The organism is uncultured Kordia sp., assembly GCF_947489565.1.
GTDB lineage: Bacteria > Bacteroidota > Bacteroidia > Flavobacteriales > Flavobacteriaceae > Kordia.
In genome coordinates, this window is record NZ_CANLEA010000005.1 from 187,464 (window position 1) to 204,304 (window position 16,841).

General features: G+C 35.1%; 20 protein-coding genes. 17 read left to right on the top strand and 3 right to left on the bottom strand.

Translation table 11 applies throughout. The features are described from left to right. Positions 1-18: 18 nt before the first annotated feature. Positions 19-1,851 (top strand): DUF885 family protein, encoded by a 1,833-nt coding sequence (locus tag Q0845_RS08560; RefSeq protein WP_298511750.1) that lies wholly within the window; start codon positions 19-21, stop codon positions 1,849-1,851. Between the two features lie 432 nt (positions 1,852-2,283). Here the strand turns inward: Q0845_RS08560 and Q0845_RS08565 are convergent, their stop codons facing one another. The 3 genes from Q0845_RS08565 to Q0845_RS08575 all read right to left on the bottom strand — a co-directional run bounded on the left by Q0845_RS08565 (position 2,284) and on the right by Q0845_RS08575 (position 4,622). Continuing rightward, positions 2,284-3,306 carry a T9SS type A sorting domain-containing protein gene (locus Q0845_RS08565; RefSeq protein WP_298511752.1) on the bottom strand — a complete coding sequence of 341 codons (1,023 nt, stop codon included), beginning with the start codon at positions 3,304-3,306 and terminating at the stop codon, positions 2,284-2,286. A 130-nt stretch (positions 3,307-3,436) separates the two neighbouring features. Then, positions 3,437-4,006, bottom strand: a complete 570-nt coding sequence (locus tag Q0845_RS08570) for a phage tail protein (protein WP_298511754.1) — start codon at positions 4,004-4,006, stop codon at positions 3,437-3,439. A gap of 49 nt (positions 4,007-4,055) precedes the next feature. After that, on the bottom strand, positions 4,056-4,622 hold the full coding sequence (locus Q0845_RS08575; RefSeq protein WP_298511756.1) for a phage tail protein: 567 nt from the start codon (positions 4,620-4,622) through the stop codon (positions 4,056-4,058). Positions 4,623-4,854: 232 nt separating this feature from the next. Between Q0845_RS08575 and Q0845_RS08580 the strand changes: the two genes are divergently transcribed. The 16 genes from Q0845_RS08580 (at position 4,855) to Q0845_RS08655 (ending at position 16,841) form a co-directional block, all read left to right on the top strand. Then, positions 4,855-5,211, top strand: a complete 357-nt coding sequence (locus tag Q0845_RS08580; protein ID WP_298511758.1) for a hypothetical protein — start codon at positions 4,855-4,857, stop codon at positions 5,209-5,211. A 3-nt stretch (positions 5,212-5,214) separates the two neighbouring features. Continuing rightward, positions 5,215-5,865: a hypothetical protein gene (locus tag Q0845_RS08585; RefSeq protein WP_298511760.1), complete on the top strand. Its 651-nt coding sequence runs from the start codon at positions 5,215-5,217 to the stop codon at positions 5,863-5,865. Next, on the top strand, positions 5,865-6,659 hold the full coding sequence (locus Q0845_RS08590; RefSeq protein WP_298511762.1) for a sensor histidine kinase: 795 nt from the start codon (positions 5,865-5,867) through the stop codon (positions 6,657-6,659). Before Q0845_RS08585 ends, Q0845_RS08590 begins: the two co-directional genes overlap by 1 nt. A gap of 12 nt (positions 6,660-6,671) precedes the next feature. Further along, entirely contained in the window at positions 6,672-7,352 is a 681-nt protein-coding gene (locus Q0845_RS08595; RefSeq protein WP_298511764.1) for a response regulator transcription factor, read from the top strand. A gap of 134 nt (positions 7,353-7,486) precedes the next feature. Next, positions 7,487-8,119 carry a dTMP kinase gene (gene tmk, locus Q0845_RS08600; RefSeq protein ID WP_298511766.1) on the top strand — a complete coding sequence of 211 codons (633 nt, stop codon included), beginning with the start codon at positions 7,487-7,489 and terminating at the stop codon, positions 8,117-8,119. 171 nt (positions 8,120-8,290) lie between these two features. Further along, complete coding sequence (locus tag Q0845_RS08605; RefSeq protein ID WP_298511768.1) at positions 8,291-9,121, top strand: hypothetical protein; 831 nt, start codon at positions 8,291-8,293, stop codon at positions 9,119-9,121. A 225-nt stretch (positions 9,122-9,346) separates the two neighbouring features. Then, positions 9,347-9,913: a Pvc16 family protein gene (locus Q0845_RS08610; protein WP_298511770.1), complete on the top strand. Its 567-nt coding sequence runs from the start codon at positions 9,347-9,349 to the stop codon at positions 9,911-9,913. Then, a complete protein-coding gene (locus Q0845_RS08615; RefSeq protein ID WP_298511772.1) occupies positions 9,906-10,460 on the top strand; it encodes a hypothetical protein in 555 nt (184 codons plus the stop codon). The genes Q0845_RS08610 and Q0845_RS08615 overlap by 8 nt, the downstream gene beginning before the upstream one ends. A 75-nt stretch (positions 10,461-10,535) precedes the next feature. Next, positions 10,536-12,503 carry a phage tail sheath C-terminal domain-containing protein gene (locus tag Q0845_RS08620; RefSeq protein WP_298511774.1) on the top strand — a complete coding sequence of 656 codons (1,968 nt, stop codon included), beginning with the start codon at positions 10,536-10,538 and terminating at the stop codon, positions 12,501-12,503. Positions 12,504-12,554: 51 nt separating this feature from the next. After that, the gene (locus Q0845_RS08625) at positions 12,555-12,986 is read left to right on the top strand and encodes a phage tail protein (RefSeq protein WP_298511776.1); all 432 of its coding nucleotides are present in this window, start codon (positions 12,555-12,557) and stop codon (positions 12,984-12,986) included. A gap of 8 nt (positions 12,987-12,994) precedes the next feature. After that, on the top strand, positions 12,995-13,468 hold the full coding sequence (locus tag Q0845_RS08630) for a phage tail protein (RefSeq protein WP_298511778.1): 474 nt from the start codon (positions 12,995-12,997) through the stop codon (positions 13,466-13,468). Next, positions 13,468-13,623, top strand: a complete 156-nt coding sequence (locus tag Q0845_RS08635; protein WP_298511780.1) for a hypothetical protein — start codon at positions 13,468-13,470, stop codon at positions 13,621-13,623. The genes Q0845_RS08630 and Q0845_RS08635 overlap by 1 nt, the downstream gene beginning before the upstream one ends. A gap of 2 nt (positions 13,624-13,625) precedes the next feature. Further along, positions 13,626-14,381: a LysM peptidoglycan-binding domain-containing protein gene (locus Q0845_RS08640; RefSeq protein WP_298511782.1), complete on the top strand. Its 756-nt coding sequence runs from the start codon at positions 13,626-13,628 to the stop codon at positions 14,379-14,381. Beyond that, on the top strand, positions 14,378-16,123 hold the full coding sequence (vgrG, locus tag Q0845_RS08645) for a type VI secretion system tip protein VgrG (RefSeq protein ID WP_298511784.1): 1,746 nt from the start codon (positions 14,378-14,380) through the stop codon (positions 16,121-16,123). Before Q0845_RS08640 ends, vgrG begins: the two co-directional genes overlap by 4 nt. A 12-nt stretch (positions 16,124-16,135) precedes the next feature. Then, on the top strand, positions 16,136-16,423 hold the full coding sequence (locus Q0845_RS08650; RefSeq protein ID WP_298511786.1) for a PAAR domain-containing protein: 288 nt from the start codon (positions 16,136-16,138) through the stop codon (positions 16,421-16,423). A gap of 4 nt (positions 16,424-16,427) precedes the next feature. After that, positions 16,428-16,841 carry a GPW/gp25 family protein gene (locus Q0845_RS08655; protein ID WP_298511788.1) on the top strand — a complete coding sequence of 138 codons (414 nt, stop codon included), beginning with the start codon at positions 16,428-16,430 and terminating at the stop codon, positions 16,839-16,841.

A 16,841-nucleotide genomic window follows, 5' to 3' on the forward strand; every position in this document is an offset into this window, starting at 1 on the left:
ATCAACTCGAATAAGTATATGAAGAAGATCACCAAAAGTTTAGTAATGCTTCTAGTTTTTACAAGTTTTATTGCTTGTGAAAGTGAAAAAAAAGAAACTACAAAAACATACACAGAAGCAGAAATTACTGAACATTCAACACGTTTAAATAATTGGTTTCAAGAACAATTTAAGCAAGACTTAAAAGATTCGCCAGAAATGCAAACGCGTATTGGAGATAAAACCGATTATGGAAAATGGGACGATATTTCAGCTGCAGCCGAAGAAAAGCGCCTGCAAGTAGCCAAAGATCGTTTAAAATGGCTCAATGAAAATATCGATGTAGCTGCTTTAAATAAAGATGCAGCATTGAGTTATAAATTATACAAGCAAGATGTTGAAAATCAAATCAATGATTATAAATATCGTTTGTATAACTATCCATTGAACCAGATGCATGGAATGCAAGCAGAAATTCCAGCCTTTTTAATCAATATGCATCAAATAAAAGATAAAGGAGATGCCAAAGCCTATATCTCACGTTTAATAGGAATGAACAATCTTTTCACACAATTGGAAGGAAACCTAAAAGGCCGTGAAAAAGCTGGAATCATGCCTCCAAAATTTGTATTTGATCATGTCATTAGTGATTGTGAAAATATCATCAAAGGAAAACCATTTGACAACAGCAATAAAAACAGTACGCTTTGGAATGATTTTACATCTAAAATAGCTGCTTTAGCCTTAGAAGATGCCGATCGTAAAAAGTTAGAAATGCTGGCTAAAGATGCTTTGTTAAACTCAGTACGTCCAGCGTACGGTTCTTTAATTCTATTACTAGAAGAACAAAGAAAACGTGCAACCGATGAAGATGGTACATGGAAATTTCCAAACGGAATGGAGTTTTACAACACAGCCTTACAACGTACGACAACGACAAATATGACTGCCGATGAAATTCATGAGCTTGGATTGCGCGAAGTAGATCGTATTCATAGCGAAATGAAAAAAATCATGCATCAAGTTGGTTTCAAAGGAAACTTAAATGAGTTTTTTGTCTTCATGAAAAACGACAAACAATTTTATTACCCAGCTACAGATGAAGGGCGAAAAGCATATATGGACAAAGCTACAGCGATGATTAACACTATGAAATCTCGCTTAAACGAATTGTTCATTACCAAACCAAAAGCGGATATTCAGGTAAAGGTCGTAGAAGCTTTCCGCGAAAAATCTGCAGGAAAAGCATTCTATCAACAACCAGCATTAGACGGTTCACGACCAGGAACATATTATGCAAACATGTACGCTATGGAAGCTATGCCAAGTTACCAAATGGAAGCATTAGCCTATCACGAAGGAATTCCAGGACATCACATGCAAATTGCCATTGCACAAGAATTAGAAAACGTACCAATGTTCAGAAAATTTGGGCGTTATACAGCGTATATTGAAGGTTGGGGATTATACTCTGAGTTCATTCCAAAAGAAATGGGCTTCTATAGCGATCCGTATTCAGACTTTGGACGATTGGCAATGGAATTGTGGCGCGCATGTAGATTGGTAGTAGATACGGGAATTCACGCACGCAAATGGACACGTCAGGAAGGAATCAACTATTACACTTCACATACGCCAAATGCAGAGTCGGATGCTATAAAAATGGTAGAGCGACATATTGTAATGCCAAGTCAGGCAACGGCTTATAAAGTTGGAATGAACAAAATCATTGACCTCAGAAAAAATGCAAAGGAAAAGTTAGGAGAGAAGTTTGATATTCGCGAGTTTCACGAAGTTGTGTTAAGCAATGGAGCAGTGCCGTTAAATGTACTAAGCGATTTAGTAGACGAGTGGATTGACAGTAAAAAGTAATTCAATCTCATATAAAATATAGAAAAACGAGTGCTTTTAGTGCTCGTTTTTTTTATCCCTAATCCCTATTCTTCACACTTTCGTGGGATTGTACACGTTTCAAATAAAAGTCAGTAATCAGGAAATAAAAATAGCAAAAAGTACAGCCATTCTCTTTGTTTTCGTAAGGTTTGAAGCAACTCAGTAATATTAAATGAAAGAATTTGCTATTAGAAAAAAATCTAAAGAAAGCGAGTTAGCTATAAAAAATCATATTCTCATTCATGATGGAATAAATAGTGATCACTCCGAGCGTGTCATATCGAGCGCAGTCGAGATACATTCAAAATGAAAAATTTAGTGTATAAGAAGAACTCCAAGCCTTTATAAGTATGATATAAAAAAACGGATACAAAATGTATCCGTTTTTTTATGCTATATTAAAATCAAGAATTACTTGATAATTAATTTCTTAGTTGTAGAAGCATCATTCGTTGTTAACTTCATGAAATACATTCCAGTATTTAAGTTTAAACTTAAATCTGTATTTGTAGTAATTCCATTCATTTCAAATGATCCCATTGTACGACCATTCAAGTCAGTAATTGTAACATTTTGTAATGCTACACCTGAGTTACGAATTGTAATATTTCCATCAGATGGATTTGGATATACTGCAAATGAATTACTTAAAACCTCTTCAGTTGATAAAACCATTAAATTTAATTGATCTGGCATTGCTAAAACAGCATTACTATGATTAGCGTCTAATGTGTTAACTTGCAGGTAATTACTAGGGTTTTGAAAAGAAGCTTTGGCAGAATTAATAGCTTCAGCTTCTGTAGTAAAACCAGAAAAATCATATGAAGCGTTGTAAATTACATTGTCAAACTCATTATCAACTCCAGTGTTTGCTCCTAAAGCTAAAGCGCTAACAGGACTGCTTAATGTAGAAGGTAATGAAGTTTCATTACTATCAGTAGGATCTCCTGTAAAAAGAGTTGAAGCAGAACTTAAAATATATATAAAAGTAGGATTGCTAGCAGCATTTGTTCCACCAACAGGATTTCCAGTATCTTGAAATACTACAATTTGATCTCCACCAGTTGATAATAAAAAGTTAGTTCCAGTTATTCTACTATCAGAATAATTTGTAAAATCAGTTCCTCCACCAGAATACTTTATGATATCACCAGCATCTAGACCTCCAGCAGGAGCAGTATATTTTCTAGCACCTTCTGTACATGCAGGTGATCTAAATTGATCTGTTACAGAACTTACTCCACAATCTGTAAAGAAAATTCCAGTTCCAGCATCTATGTCTACAAAAGTTACAAATGCAAAAGAATCGGGATCATCTCCTTGTAATTGAATAACAACAATATCTCCAGGAGCTAAAGTTGTTTGTGCTAACGCACCGGTACTAAATAAAAAAATTGGTATTAAAACCAATAAAGAAAGTAATTTTGTTTTCATATTGTTTAGGATTTTTAAACAGTAAAGATAGTAAATTAAAAAAGATACCTACAAACTGCTAGGGAATAATTAATGTTAAGTTAAAATTCCTCTCTAAAAATTGAATTTCAGAGAGGAGTATAATTTTTAATTAGCTTCTTGAAGGAAAAGTTCCTTGCATTGCAATAATATAGTTAATACCTAAGAAAGGATTTCTTATATTAAATGGTTGATTATTACCAGAAGCCCCAGTATTACCAGTTATTTGAACAGAGTTAGGTGCCATTGCTGTAGTAGCAGTTATACCCGTATTGTACAGACTAATATCTCCGTTACTAGCTTGTGCTACCCCTAAATTGCCAGCAGCAGGATCGTCAGTAGTAGCATCTTCATCGTTTACACCAATGCTACCTTTCATATTTCCAGCATTATGGAAGTGATTAGGTAACTCTAGAAGAGTTAGTGTTTTTGTTTCAATACCACCTCTTTGTCCTAATTTGATGTCAGACAATCCTGGACCACGACCTGCATGGATTGGATTTCTACTTCTTAAATCTGGCAAAGCAAACGTTGTTCTTCCATCACCTCCGTACGTAGTACCCAAAAGTGAAAAAAGCGCTTGGTTAGATGCTATTGGCAGTAATTGTCCGTCACATAATGCCCAACCTCTTGGAGCAAAATTTCCGGCAAACATTACTATTTGCGCTAAAAATGGATTCATAATATATTTTTTTAATGTTAATTAATTCGATTTTATAAAAGCCCAAATTTTAGCTTCTTGATGGATATACTCCAAGCATTGCAATGATAAAGTTTACACCTTCAAATGGATTTCTAATATAGAAAGATTGATTACCTCCTGTCGCTAATGTGTTTCCTGTAACAGAAACAGAGTTAGCTGCCATTGCTGCATTATTATTTATAGCATTGTATGGACTTACATCTCCTTCACTTGCCTGTGCTACACCAAAATTTGCATTAGCAGGATCATCTGTAGTTGCGTCTTCATCATTTACCATAATACTACCTTTTAACGTAGCTCCACTATGTGAGTGATTAGGCATTTCTAATACATTTAACGTATGGTACTCAGCACCACCTCTTTGTCCTAGCTTAATTGTAGACAAACCTGGTCCTGTTCCTGGGTGAATAGCACTTCTACCACGTAAATCAGGTAAAGCAAATGTAGTTCTACCATCTCCTCCATAAGTTGTTCCTAAAATAGAAAACAAAGCCGAGTTTGATGAGATAGCTAATAATTGTCCGTTACATAATGCCCAACCTCTTGGTGCAAAATTTCCTCCGAACATAACAATTTCTCCGATAAATGGATCCATAATAATATAGTTTATAAGGTTAAAAAAATAAAGATAGCATTTTTTATTAAATACCAGTGTTTCAAAATTATATCTATTATGTTATGATTACAGAGGTCAAATCACTTAAAAATAAAAACACGTAGAAGTACGTAATTCTAAATAAAAATTATTCTTTTAAGTAAGAATTGTAGAAAGTAGAACCATATATTTTACTATTTTTAAACCATACTAACTACAAAATTTAATAATTATGGATTCAAAATTCGGAGAACAAAAAAAAGGAATCGTTTACCCAACAAATGCAATTCCTTTATCCACAGCAGAAGACTGGACAAAAGCTTGGAGAAATAGAACATCGATTCAAGATATTGATGGTTTCTTTATACCTATGGCAGATATTAATGAAGCTCGTGCGGAACTAGGAATAGAAAATATGAGAGGATATTTAGGAATTGATGGAACTGGAGTTTGCCATCTTCTTCTTGTAGGCGTAGACGCAAAAGGAAATGATATGATTGATGAAGCTGCTGGTCAATTTGTATACGATTATACCAAACCATGTCCTCAACAATGTGGAAATAATAATGGATTAAACGGGAGAAAATAATTTATGTCATTATTAGATATATTTTCTGATGGCTCTACAATAGTTTTACTATTGAATGCAATACTGTATTCAAAGCATGCGATATCAAAAGATTTGGCGTACAAGTATTTTGCCATTTATTTATTGTTAATGGCAATAAACCAAAGTATTGTTACTATTTTTTTTGAATTAGAAATAGATAATACTTTTTTGGCGCATACATATATGATTGCGCAGTTTATAATGTTGAGTCTATTTTATCATGCAATATTTGAAACGCAAAATCAAAGAAAATATATTTTAATAATATTATTAATTGTATCAATAATATTAGGAGTCCAATATACTCGGACTCCTGATTTATTTTTTAATTACAATACTATAGGAATTATTGCTACATCAACGATCCTTATATCATATGCAATTACCTATTTTTTCTATCATATTGGAGATAAGGAGCTTAAGTTGTATTTAGTCAATAGCGGAATATTGATTTACCTTTTGGGTACCATATTAATATTTTCAATTGCAAATGTTGGCTTAAAGTTAGATCCAAAGATAGAGAGTGCTTTATGGATACTTAATGCAATAATATTTTTAGTCTTTCAAATTATCATATTGATACAATGGTTTGTGGATAGAAAAAAGAAGAAAAATAGTTTAAAACAATTTTAATGGATTCACCTTTTTTAGAAGATATTGGAGTCATTACAGTCGTTATTTTTGGCGTAATTCTTCTGTTGGTTATGGGATTAACACTGATTCTGTTTTTCTATTTGTCACGAAAAAAAATTATTCAAAAAGAACTCGAAAAGAAAACATTAGAACTCAATCATCAAAAAGAAATGCTCAAAGCTACAATTGTAGCGCAAGAGGTGGAACGTAATCGTATTGCGCAAGATCTACACGATGCTATTAGTGCCAAATTAAATGTGGTAGCATTAAGTGCAAATTTTTTACTAGAAGAAGAAAATGTTACAGAGCAAGAAACCGATGAAATTATTACGCATGTGCTAAATGTAACCAATAAAACGATTGAAAGTTCGCGTAAAATTGCACATAACTTATTACCACCAATTCTCGAAAAGTTTGGACTTGGCGCAGCTTTAGAAGAATTGTGTGATGAATTTAGCAACAGTAAAAAAGTAAAAGTCTTCTCAAAAATCGATTACAAAGCAGGAAGACTTGCAAAAGATAATGAATTGCATGTCTTTAGAATAGTGCAAGAACTTATGAATAATTCCATGCGTCATGGAAAAGCAAAAGAAATAGAATTAAATTTTAATCCGAAAGCAGCGAACTTATTTTTATATTATAAAGATGATGGTTTAGGATTTGACACCAAAAAAATTGGAGAACAGAAAGGATTAGGGTTGCGAAACATAGAAAGTAGAGTATCTTTACTACAAGGAGAAATTAGCTATCATAGCGAAGACCAAAAAGGAGTAAAAGTAGAAATTACCATATAAATACACCAAATCATGGATACACCAATTATAAAAATAGCCATTGCTGACGACGAAGCTCTGTTTAGGGCAGGAATGTCGTTTATACTAACACGTATAAAAAACTTTGAAATTATTTTTGAAGCCGAAAATGGCGCGGACTTAATAGAAAAGTTAAAAGTAGCAACCGAAAAGCCAGATGTAATACTAATGGACTTAAAAATGCCATTACTCAATGGTGTTGAAAGCACAAAAATTCTACAAAAAGAGTATCCCGAAATCAAAGTCATAGCAGTCACAAGTTACGATGGTAAATCATTTATTACAAACATGATAGATGTTGGAGCTTCTTCTTATCTACTCAAAAATACATCCCCAAAAGTAGTAGTACATACTATCAATGAAGTGTATGACAAAGGCTTCTATTATGATGAACGTGTGTTAAAAATTATTCATGAAAACCTATTATCTGCCAAAAGCAAACGCATCAAAAGCGACTTAGATAACAATCTCCTCACAAAGCGTGAAAAAGAAATATTAGAACTCATCTGCAATCAATATACCACCAACGAAATAGCGGATAAACTCTTTATCAGTCCGCGAACAGTAGAAGGACATCGAAATAACTTATTACTAAAAACAGAATCTAAAAATGTAGCAGGTTTGGTAATTTATGGAATTCAAAAAAAGCTCATAGAATTATCACCTGATTTTTAATCGCTACGTATTGACAATTTTGTAATAAACTTATCACGATAGAAAATAACAAATATATTCATGATGTTATTTTCTACACGCTATGAATATCCAGAATATTATCTTTACTTTTGAAGCCTACAAGTAACATTTACATGAAGAACAACATATTCATTGCTATAGAAGGTATTGATGGAAGTGGAAAAAGTACACAAGCTAAAAACATTGCCAAACGATTAGAAGCAGACGGACACAAAGTCTATCTCACATTTGAACCAACTGACATGCGTATTGGTAAAATGATTCGTTCGATTCTTGGCGGAAAAGAAAAAGCAGATGAAAAAGTAATTGCGGCTTTATTTGCTGCGGACAGGTTGGATCATTTGCTACATGAAACACAAGGAATTCTCAAAAAACTAGCAGAAGGATATATTGTTATTACAGATCGTTATTACTTTTCTTCCTACGCGTATCACGGAGCGCATTTAGATATGGATTGGGTAATTTCGTCCAACAAAATGGCGGCAGAAATCTTAAAACCTACGGTAAACATATTTGTCGATGTTTCTCCAGAAGTGGCCATGAAACGTATCAATGCCAACAGAGAAACAATTGAAATTTATGAAACGTTGGACAATCTAAAAGCAGTACAAACGCAATACATGCGAGCGTTTGAAAAACTAAAGCAAGAAGAAAATATTGTGTCGGTAAATGGTGATGAAACGCCCGAAAAAGTAACAGAAGCACTTTGGGAAGTCATTCAAAAAGAAATTAGTATCAAAAAATAAATTCAATTCGTAGTGGCTTAAAATTCGAATTTACAAAAGATAGCCACAAATTTTAATTCTATCGAAACGTATATATATTCTGTATTGTGAATATTTAGATTAAAAAGGATCTTTAAAACACAGTGAGCTTGTACTTGCTGAAAAAAGATTTATAAATTTAAATTATTCATTATGAAGAAAAGATTTTTCATGATTTTTCTAGCAGGACTATTTTTCTACGCTTGTTCGGAAGAATTAAAAGAAACGACAGAAACTACTCTGAAAACCGAATTGCTAGCTCAAACTCAAAAATCAAAATGGGTTGCAGCTAAAATCTCAAAGGAAATTGTTCAAAATCAAAAGAAAATCTCCCATTATGATTTTGATGTAAATGCATTAGAAAAACTCATACATACAGAAGATGTAACCTATATTTGGTTTGATCTTGGACTCAATGAAAACAATCAAATCACATTTACAGCTACAGGAGAACAAAGAGAAACTGGAGAAATAAAAGCACAGGTATCTTCCCAAATTATAGGAAAAGATACATACAAAGCTGATTTATCAATATTCCATAAAATCGGAAACATTCCATTAGATGATGTACAAGGATTCAATCATATCTTAGAAAACACAGATGCTTATGAATATATAACTTCTATGGAAAAGGCGTATGATAACTTTGAAGCAGCGTTAGATCAAGAAGGGCAACGTGTAGAACGTTTCGGATTAGACGTGATGGTAGTAAAACGCATGTTAACAACTCATAACATTCATTCTTTGGCGTTGTTTTTAGGAAAAAACAAAAAGCAAAAAATGACAACTGTATTTATTGGGAAAGACAAAAAAGGAAATCTACTCATAAATAAAAGTACAGATGCTTCTACAGCAGGCAAAGCTTATGATTTTACGCACCCATGTCCTACAGAATGCGATCCGTGTAGAAAATGTGTGAAATATTGTGAAGGTTCTTGGTGGGAATGTTGTAAATACGAACCATGTGGTGGCGGACCAAGATAGTTAGTTCATCATAAGAATTAAAAAACCAAGCTTTACGGCTTGGTTTTTTTTGATATCTCATTAAATATTACTTCTTATAAATTCTTAAAAGGGTGTTTTTCCTTAATAACTTAATTTTTTACACTGAATTTAAAAGCGTGTTTTTCCTGTGTCAAATTAGCGAATTGACTCTACTAAATCGTCATTACTATACATAGATTTGTTTTCGTAATCAATAAGGGGAAAATGATTAATAAATTCGTAGATAAGCTAAACGCAGATGGGCTCGTAACCTATATTAATACTTTGGCAGGAATCACTGTCAAATTAGGAGCACAAAATGTGGGCGATATTCAATCGGACGAAAGTGATATAGAAGGAGATAATTTACTAATAACCATTGTGCGTATAGAAGAAGAAAGTACCTTAAAAAACTTTCCGAACAAACGATTGGTAGAAAATGGAGGAACTTTCAAACTCGACAAACGTTTTCCAAAAATTCATCTCAACTATTACTTACTATTCTCTTGCACATTACAATATGACAAAGCAGTAGCAGTCATATACAAAACAGTCAAATATTTTCAGCATTTAAAAAAGTTTGCTTTTACAGCAGATGAAGACGATATAGAACTCAATATGGAACTATGTTCGCCAAGTTTTGAACAACTCAATAATATTTGGGGAATGTTAGGAGGGAAACAAATACCTAGTATACTCTACAAAGCAAGAGTATCTGCGCTCGAAAGAGACATAGAAAAACTAGCATCAGTAATCACAACCATTGGAGGAGAAGAAAAACACTATGAGTAGATTCAGCTACATATACGTACCATTAACCACGGTGAGATTAAACCATGAAAACGAGTTGGAAGCACAAAACTATGTGAAAATCTACCCAAGTAAAACTTCTGAAGCACTCATCCAAAAATACAAACTTGTGGTGAAAAAGATTCCCGAAGGTTTTGTGCTTCTTTATAAAAAACAAGAAGAGTTTGTAGCGCAAACAGTCGATGAAGTTTTTATGATTGATGAAGATGAAGTTACTGATCAACGAATTGTCGGATATGTGTCAACAACTCCAAATCCTACGTATTCAAACTGGTTGCCAGATGTAGTTGATTTTGATTTGGAATTTTATGCTGTCGCCGATAAAGAATATAAAAATGATACCGATTGGAACAACTTAGCATTGCGCGACTTTGTAGTATACAGTGCCACCGATTTACAAGGAACCATAACAGAAGATACCACGGTAAACGAACGAATACAACCCGATGCAATTTTGCAACTCAACATAAAAGATACAAACATCACGACGCCAGTTTCATTGGCGTTTGAAGTCAATCTTAATCCATAGATACTCATAACAATAGCGTTAATGTCGAATTACATTTTAATTAAATACTAACAAAACTTTTAAATCATAAATATTATGCCTAGTACATTAAAAACACCAGGAGTTTACGTAGAGGAAATTGTAAAATTTCCACCTTCCGTAGCGCAAGTTGAAACGGCTATACCTGCATTTATTGGATATACTGAAAAAGCAACCAATAAGCTTCCAGGAGATCTAAACAACATTCCTACACGAATTACATCTTTACTAGAATACGAACGTTTCTTTGGTGGTGCCAAAGCTGAAACAACCATCAGTGTAACGGTAACAGAAGATTCAGATAACAACAAAACAATTGCGGTAACACAACCTTCAGCAAAGCAACCTTTTATAATGTACTATTCAATGCAATTATACTTTGCCAATGGCGGAGGACCATGTTACATTGTTTCTGTAGGACGTTATGGAAGTGAATTGGCAGATGCTGAAAGTGCAGTAGCAACTATTGCAGATACAGTAGCATTGAAAGCAGGATTGGATGAAGTAGCAAAAGTTGACGAACCAACATTACTTTTATTTCCTGATTTAACTAGAGCAGATGGCATTGATACAAATACATTTTACGGATTGTACAACGATGCATTAACACAATGCAACAAACTACAAGACAGATTTACCATCATCGATACATTAAGCTATGACGGTTCTACATCAACAGATCCAAATGTTGCAGCATTACGTAGTGGAATCAGCTTAGGAAAAGACTTCGTAAAATATGGAGCTGCTTACTATCCACACTTAGAAACCATTCTAAACTATGTAATTAGCGAAACAGGAATTTCAGTAGTACATACTGGAGGAAGTTCACCAGCGCCAATTGCACAAGCAAAAGCAAATGCTGCTAAAGATGTGTTAGAAGGATATACAACAGATGGAGTTTTAGCTGCTTTAGAAGCTACCATGGAAGCTGCCATTACAGCAGTAGCAGGAGCTTCAGATGATTCAGGAGCATTAGCATTAGTGCCAGATGTAATCAATGGAGTCGATGCTATTATTGCTCATTTAGAAAATGTAATTTCAGAAGCTGAAAAACTAGTAGATGCAGGTAGAGATGCTGCAGATGCTTCTTCGGTTCCAGCAGATACTGCAGCAGTAAATGCCGCTGTAAATGCTTTAGACACGGTAATTACATCGCATGTTCGTAGTGGAATTGTAAGCTTAGAAGGAAATAAAGATAGCTTAAGCGCAGCAGCAGATCAAACGGAGGCAGATGCAGCAGGAACAAGTGCAAATGCAAGCGTAGATACTCTTGATATTGCAACAGAAATAGATGCCAGAATCGCAGCAATCATCACAGCAATTGATACAATTGTAACTGCAGGAGGAAGCGCAGGAATCTTAAACGGAAAAACATTAGCAGAAGTAGAAACGCTTGACAATGCTACCTATAATAAAATAAAAACGGCTATCAATAACTTACCAATGGAATTGCCGCCAAGTTCAGCTGCTGCCGGAGTATACGCTAGAGTAGATAGTACTAGAGGTGTATGGAAAGCGCCAGCGAATGAAGGATTAAACTATGTAGTGAAACCAACAGTTCGCATTACAAACGATATTCAAGATGGTTTAAATGTCGATACAACTGCAGGAAAATCAATCAATGCAATTCGTTCGTTCACAGGAAAAGGAATCCTAATTTGGGGAGCAAGAACGTTGGCCGGAAATGACAACGAATGGAGATATATTTCAGTAAGACGCTTCTTCAACATGGTAGAAGAATCTGTGAAAAAAGCAAGTGATCAATTTGTATTTGAAGCAAATGACGCTAACACATGGGTTCGTATCCGATCAATGATTGAAAACTTCTTAACCAATCAATGGAAAGCTGGAGCATTAGCAGGAGCAACTACAGACGATGCATACTATGTAAAAGTTGGATTGAATCAAACCATGACGGCAGACGATATTTTAAACGGTATCATGAATGTAGAAATAGGAATGGCAGTAGTACGTCCAGCAGAATTCATCGTATTGAAGTTCTCTCACAAAATGCAAGAATCATAATTGATTATTACAACAAAACAAGAAGAAATAACTCATTAAAAACATAAAACTATGTCATATCCATTACCAAAGTTTCACTTCCAAGTAGAATGGGGAGGAACTAAAATCGGTTTTCAAGAAGTATCAGGACTCGATATGGAATTCGAAATGTTAGAATACCGAGAAGGATCAAGTCCAGAATATAGCAAACTCAACATGCCAGGAATGGTAAAATACACAGATATTGTACTCAAAAGAGGTGTGTTTAAAGGCGATAACGAATTTTACGAGTGGATGAAAACGAACAAGCTTAACAAAGCAGAGCGTCGCGATATCACCATCAGTTTACTAGATGAAGAACACGCACCAGTAGTTGTTTGGAAAGTATTGAACGCTTGGGCGAAAAAAATTCAATCTACCGACTTAAAAGGGGAATCAAACGAAGTCGCTATCGAAACATTGACCTTAGCACACGAGCGTATAGAAATTAGCAACGAAGGATAATCCAAACTATGGCACTTTTTGACAGTTTTAAATATCCAGTTTCTGGTTTTCACTTTGTAGTCTATTTCAATGGACTCTTACCAAATCCTGTTGACATGAGTTTTCAGTCAGTATCAGGTCTAAGTGTTACTGTAGAAACAGAAAGCTACGCAGAAGGTGGAGAAAACAGATATGTTCACGAAATACCAAAAGGATTAAAATTTAGCACGCTTACGCTCAAAAGAGGACTCAAAAGTGTACCATCGTCCATAGCAAAATGGTGTGAAGATGCGTATGAAAAATTCGAATTCAAACGCTTAAATCTAATCGTTGTATTGCTAAGCGAAAATCACATTCCTATCAAAACTTGGAATGTTGTTGGAGCCTATCCTATCAAATATGAATTGGGAGAATTTAACGCAGAAACGCAAAGCATACTTATAGAAACCTTAGAGTTGAAGTATGATTATTTTAAACTTTTATCAGTAGGAGATCTAATATAATGGGAATCGAAATAAAAAATTTGCGAATCAAAGTAAATGTCAACGCTCAAAAAGAGGAAGAAATGTCATTGGTCAAAGAAGAACGCTCCAATTGGACGTCTCATGAAATCATGACAACAGTTTCAAAAATGATCACTAACAAAAAAGAACGCTAACTATGTCTATACTTGGAGAATTAGAAAAAATGCTCATATACAAGCTTGATGACAAAAGCAACAGAGTTGGTGATCCCATTAAAGTAGCGATCAATCCTGAAGGATACAAGGAAACATTCTCTGTTGAGTATAATCAAGATCAAGAAGCAAACTCAAGTGGTAAAACACCAAAATTTGTCAAAGTAAAACCAGGCGATTTTACGTTCAAATTACTATTTGATGCTACCGGAATCTTTGAAATTGTAGACTTAAACCTAACAGATACGCTCAACAGTATTGCGGATGACATTGCAGGATTCAATCCATTTCAAGATGATGAAGCCAGTGAAAAGAATGTTGTAACCGAAATCGATAAAATAAAAGAACTAGTCACATACAAAGGCGAAATGCATAAACCGTATGAGCTAGAAGTTGCATGGGGATCATTAAATCTTAAATGCTTTCTCATAAAACTAGATATCGATTACAAACTATTCAACACCAAAGGATATCCAATTCGCGCAGTTGCCACACTTACGTGTAAAGATAGTACGGCAGATGTACTTCGTGAAGCAGCAGTAAACAAACAATCGCCCGATTTAACACACATACGACGTGTGCAAGAAGGTGATACGTTGCCACTAATGAGCTATCGAATCTACGGAGATCCAAAATACTATTTAGAAGTAGCGAGAGTAAACAACTTGCTCAATTTTAGAAATATAGAACCAGGAACTGAATTATTTTTTCCACCATTAAATAAAACGCAAAGCGCATGAGTTTAGTCGGCGACATATCGACAGATCAACAAAACTTAGTCACGTTTACGGTACTTATCGGAGATGCGGAAGAAGAAGTAAGTGCAACATATGGCGTAAAAACCATTACGGTAGAACGTACTTGCAATCGCATTCCAACAGCAACCTTAGTAATTGTAGATGGAGACAGCGTAACACAAGAATTTGAAGCAAGCAACGCTGCATCATTTGCGCCAGGAGAAAAAATTCATATAAAAGGAGGTTACGATTTTGATGATAAAACGCTTTTCAAAGGAATCATCACCAAACATTCAATCAAATCAAATAATACAACAAACTATCTGATTATTGAATGCAAAGATGAAGCCTTCAAAATGACGCAAGCACGTAAAAACAAAATCTTTTATGAAGCTACAGAAAGTGATGTTGTAAGTGATATTATTAGCGAAAATGGACTCAGTGGTTCCATGACTTCGACCTCACATACGCATCATGAAATTGTACAATACCAAGCTACGGATTGGGATTTTATTCAGTGCAGAGCGCAAGTCAATAACATGTTGTGTTTTGTGCAAGATGGAGAAATCACGATAGAAGCACCAACGCTAAGCGGAAGTGTATTTACAGCAACATTTGGAGACAATGTATTCTCTTTTGAAGCAGAAATTGATGCCCGAAATCAGTATGATGCATTTGAAGCATCTGCTTGGAACTATTCAAATCAAGAATTAGTGACCAAAACGGCAAGCAATAGCGGACTAAACACAGCAGGAAATCTTGACTCAGGAGCATTGGCAGAAGCCGCAGGAGCAAATACGGTTACACTCACACATACGGGAGACATTCCAGATGAAATATTGACATCGTGGGCAGAATCTAAAAGTATGTATCAACAGTTGGCTAAAATATGCGGAACTGTAAAAGTGCAAGGAACTGAATTAGTTCTGCCAGGTTCGGTAATCACACTTGCAGGAATGAGCGATCGCTTCAATGGAGATGTATTTGTATGTGGTGTACACAGCACAATTACGGATGGAAACTGGCTCACAACCATAGAATTTGGATTAAATCCAGAATGGTTTGCCGAAACCTACGAAGTAAGTCAACTACCAGCTTCAGGAATGTTACCAGCCATTGGCGGTTTACAAATAGGAGTAGTTTCAGCCTTAGAAGGCGATCCAAAAGAAGAACACAGAATACAAGTCAAATTACCAATCATAAGTCCTGATGAAGAAGGCGTTTGGGCACGTGTATTAACCATGCATGCAGGAGAAGAATATGGCGTACACTTTTTACCAGAAATAGGAAATGAAGTCTTGGTAGGTTTCTTAAACGACGATCCAAATCAAGCTGTTGTATTAGGTTCATTATTCAGTAATACCAATGTATCACCTGTAGAATATTCGGATGATAATTTTGAAAAAGTCATCAAGACGAAAAGTGAGATTAAAATCACGATGAACGATGAACTAAAAAGCATCAAACTGGAAACGCCTGCTGAAAAATTCATCAATATTGACGATGACGAAGGAGTAATCATGCTTCAAGATGAAAACGGTAATATAATTACGATGAATGCAGACGGAATTACGATTGAATCTGCAAAAGACATCATCATGTCAGCAGCGCAAGGAAACATCACCATGGAAGCTATTAATATAGAATTGGCCGCTTCCGCAGAATTTAAAGCAGAAGGAGCAACGGCTACTTTAGAAGGTTCAGCCAGCACAACCATAAAAGGCGGAATCGTACAAATAAATTAAAACAACAACACAATGCCACCAGCAGCTAGAATAACAGATATGCATGTATGTCCAATGGTCACAGGAGTTGTGCCACACGTAGGCGGACCTATTTTGCCACCAGGAGCACCAACAGTACTCATTGGAGGATTGCCAGCCGCAAAAGTAGGAGATATGTGTGTATGTACGGGTCCACCAGACACCATTGCTGCGGGTTCAGGAACAGTAATGATAGAAGGAATGCCAGCCGCAAGAATGGGCGATTCAACAGCGCACGGAGGAAGTATAATACTAGGAGAACCAACCGTAATAATAGGATAAAACTATGGATTCATCAATAGCAGCATACTTAGGAAAAGGATGGGATTTTCCGCCAAAGTTTCTAAAAAATCAAGGAGAAGTAAAAATCATCTCCGATATAGAAGACATTGAAAAAAGCTTACACACCATCATTACGACACGTCGTGGCGAACGTGTCATGCGTCCAAAATTTGGTTGCGATCTCACAGATCAAATATTTGAGAACCTAAGCGCGACGCAAATGACCATTATGAAGAATAGAATTGAAGAAGCCATCATACTGTATGAGCCAAGAGTTGAGGTCATAAAAATAGCATTAGACACACAAAATTTCTTAGAAGGAAAGTTTCTAATCAAAATAGAATATCTAATACGAGCAACAAACACGAGGAGAAACATTGTATTCCCTTACTATATAACTGAAGCAACAGACATATAA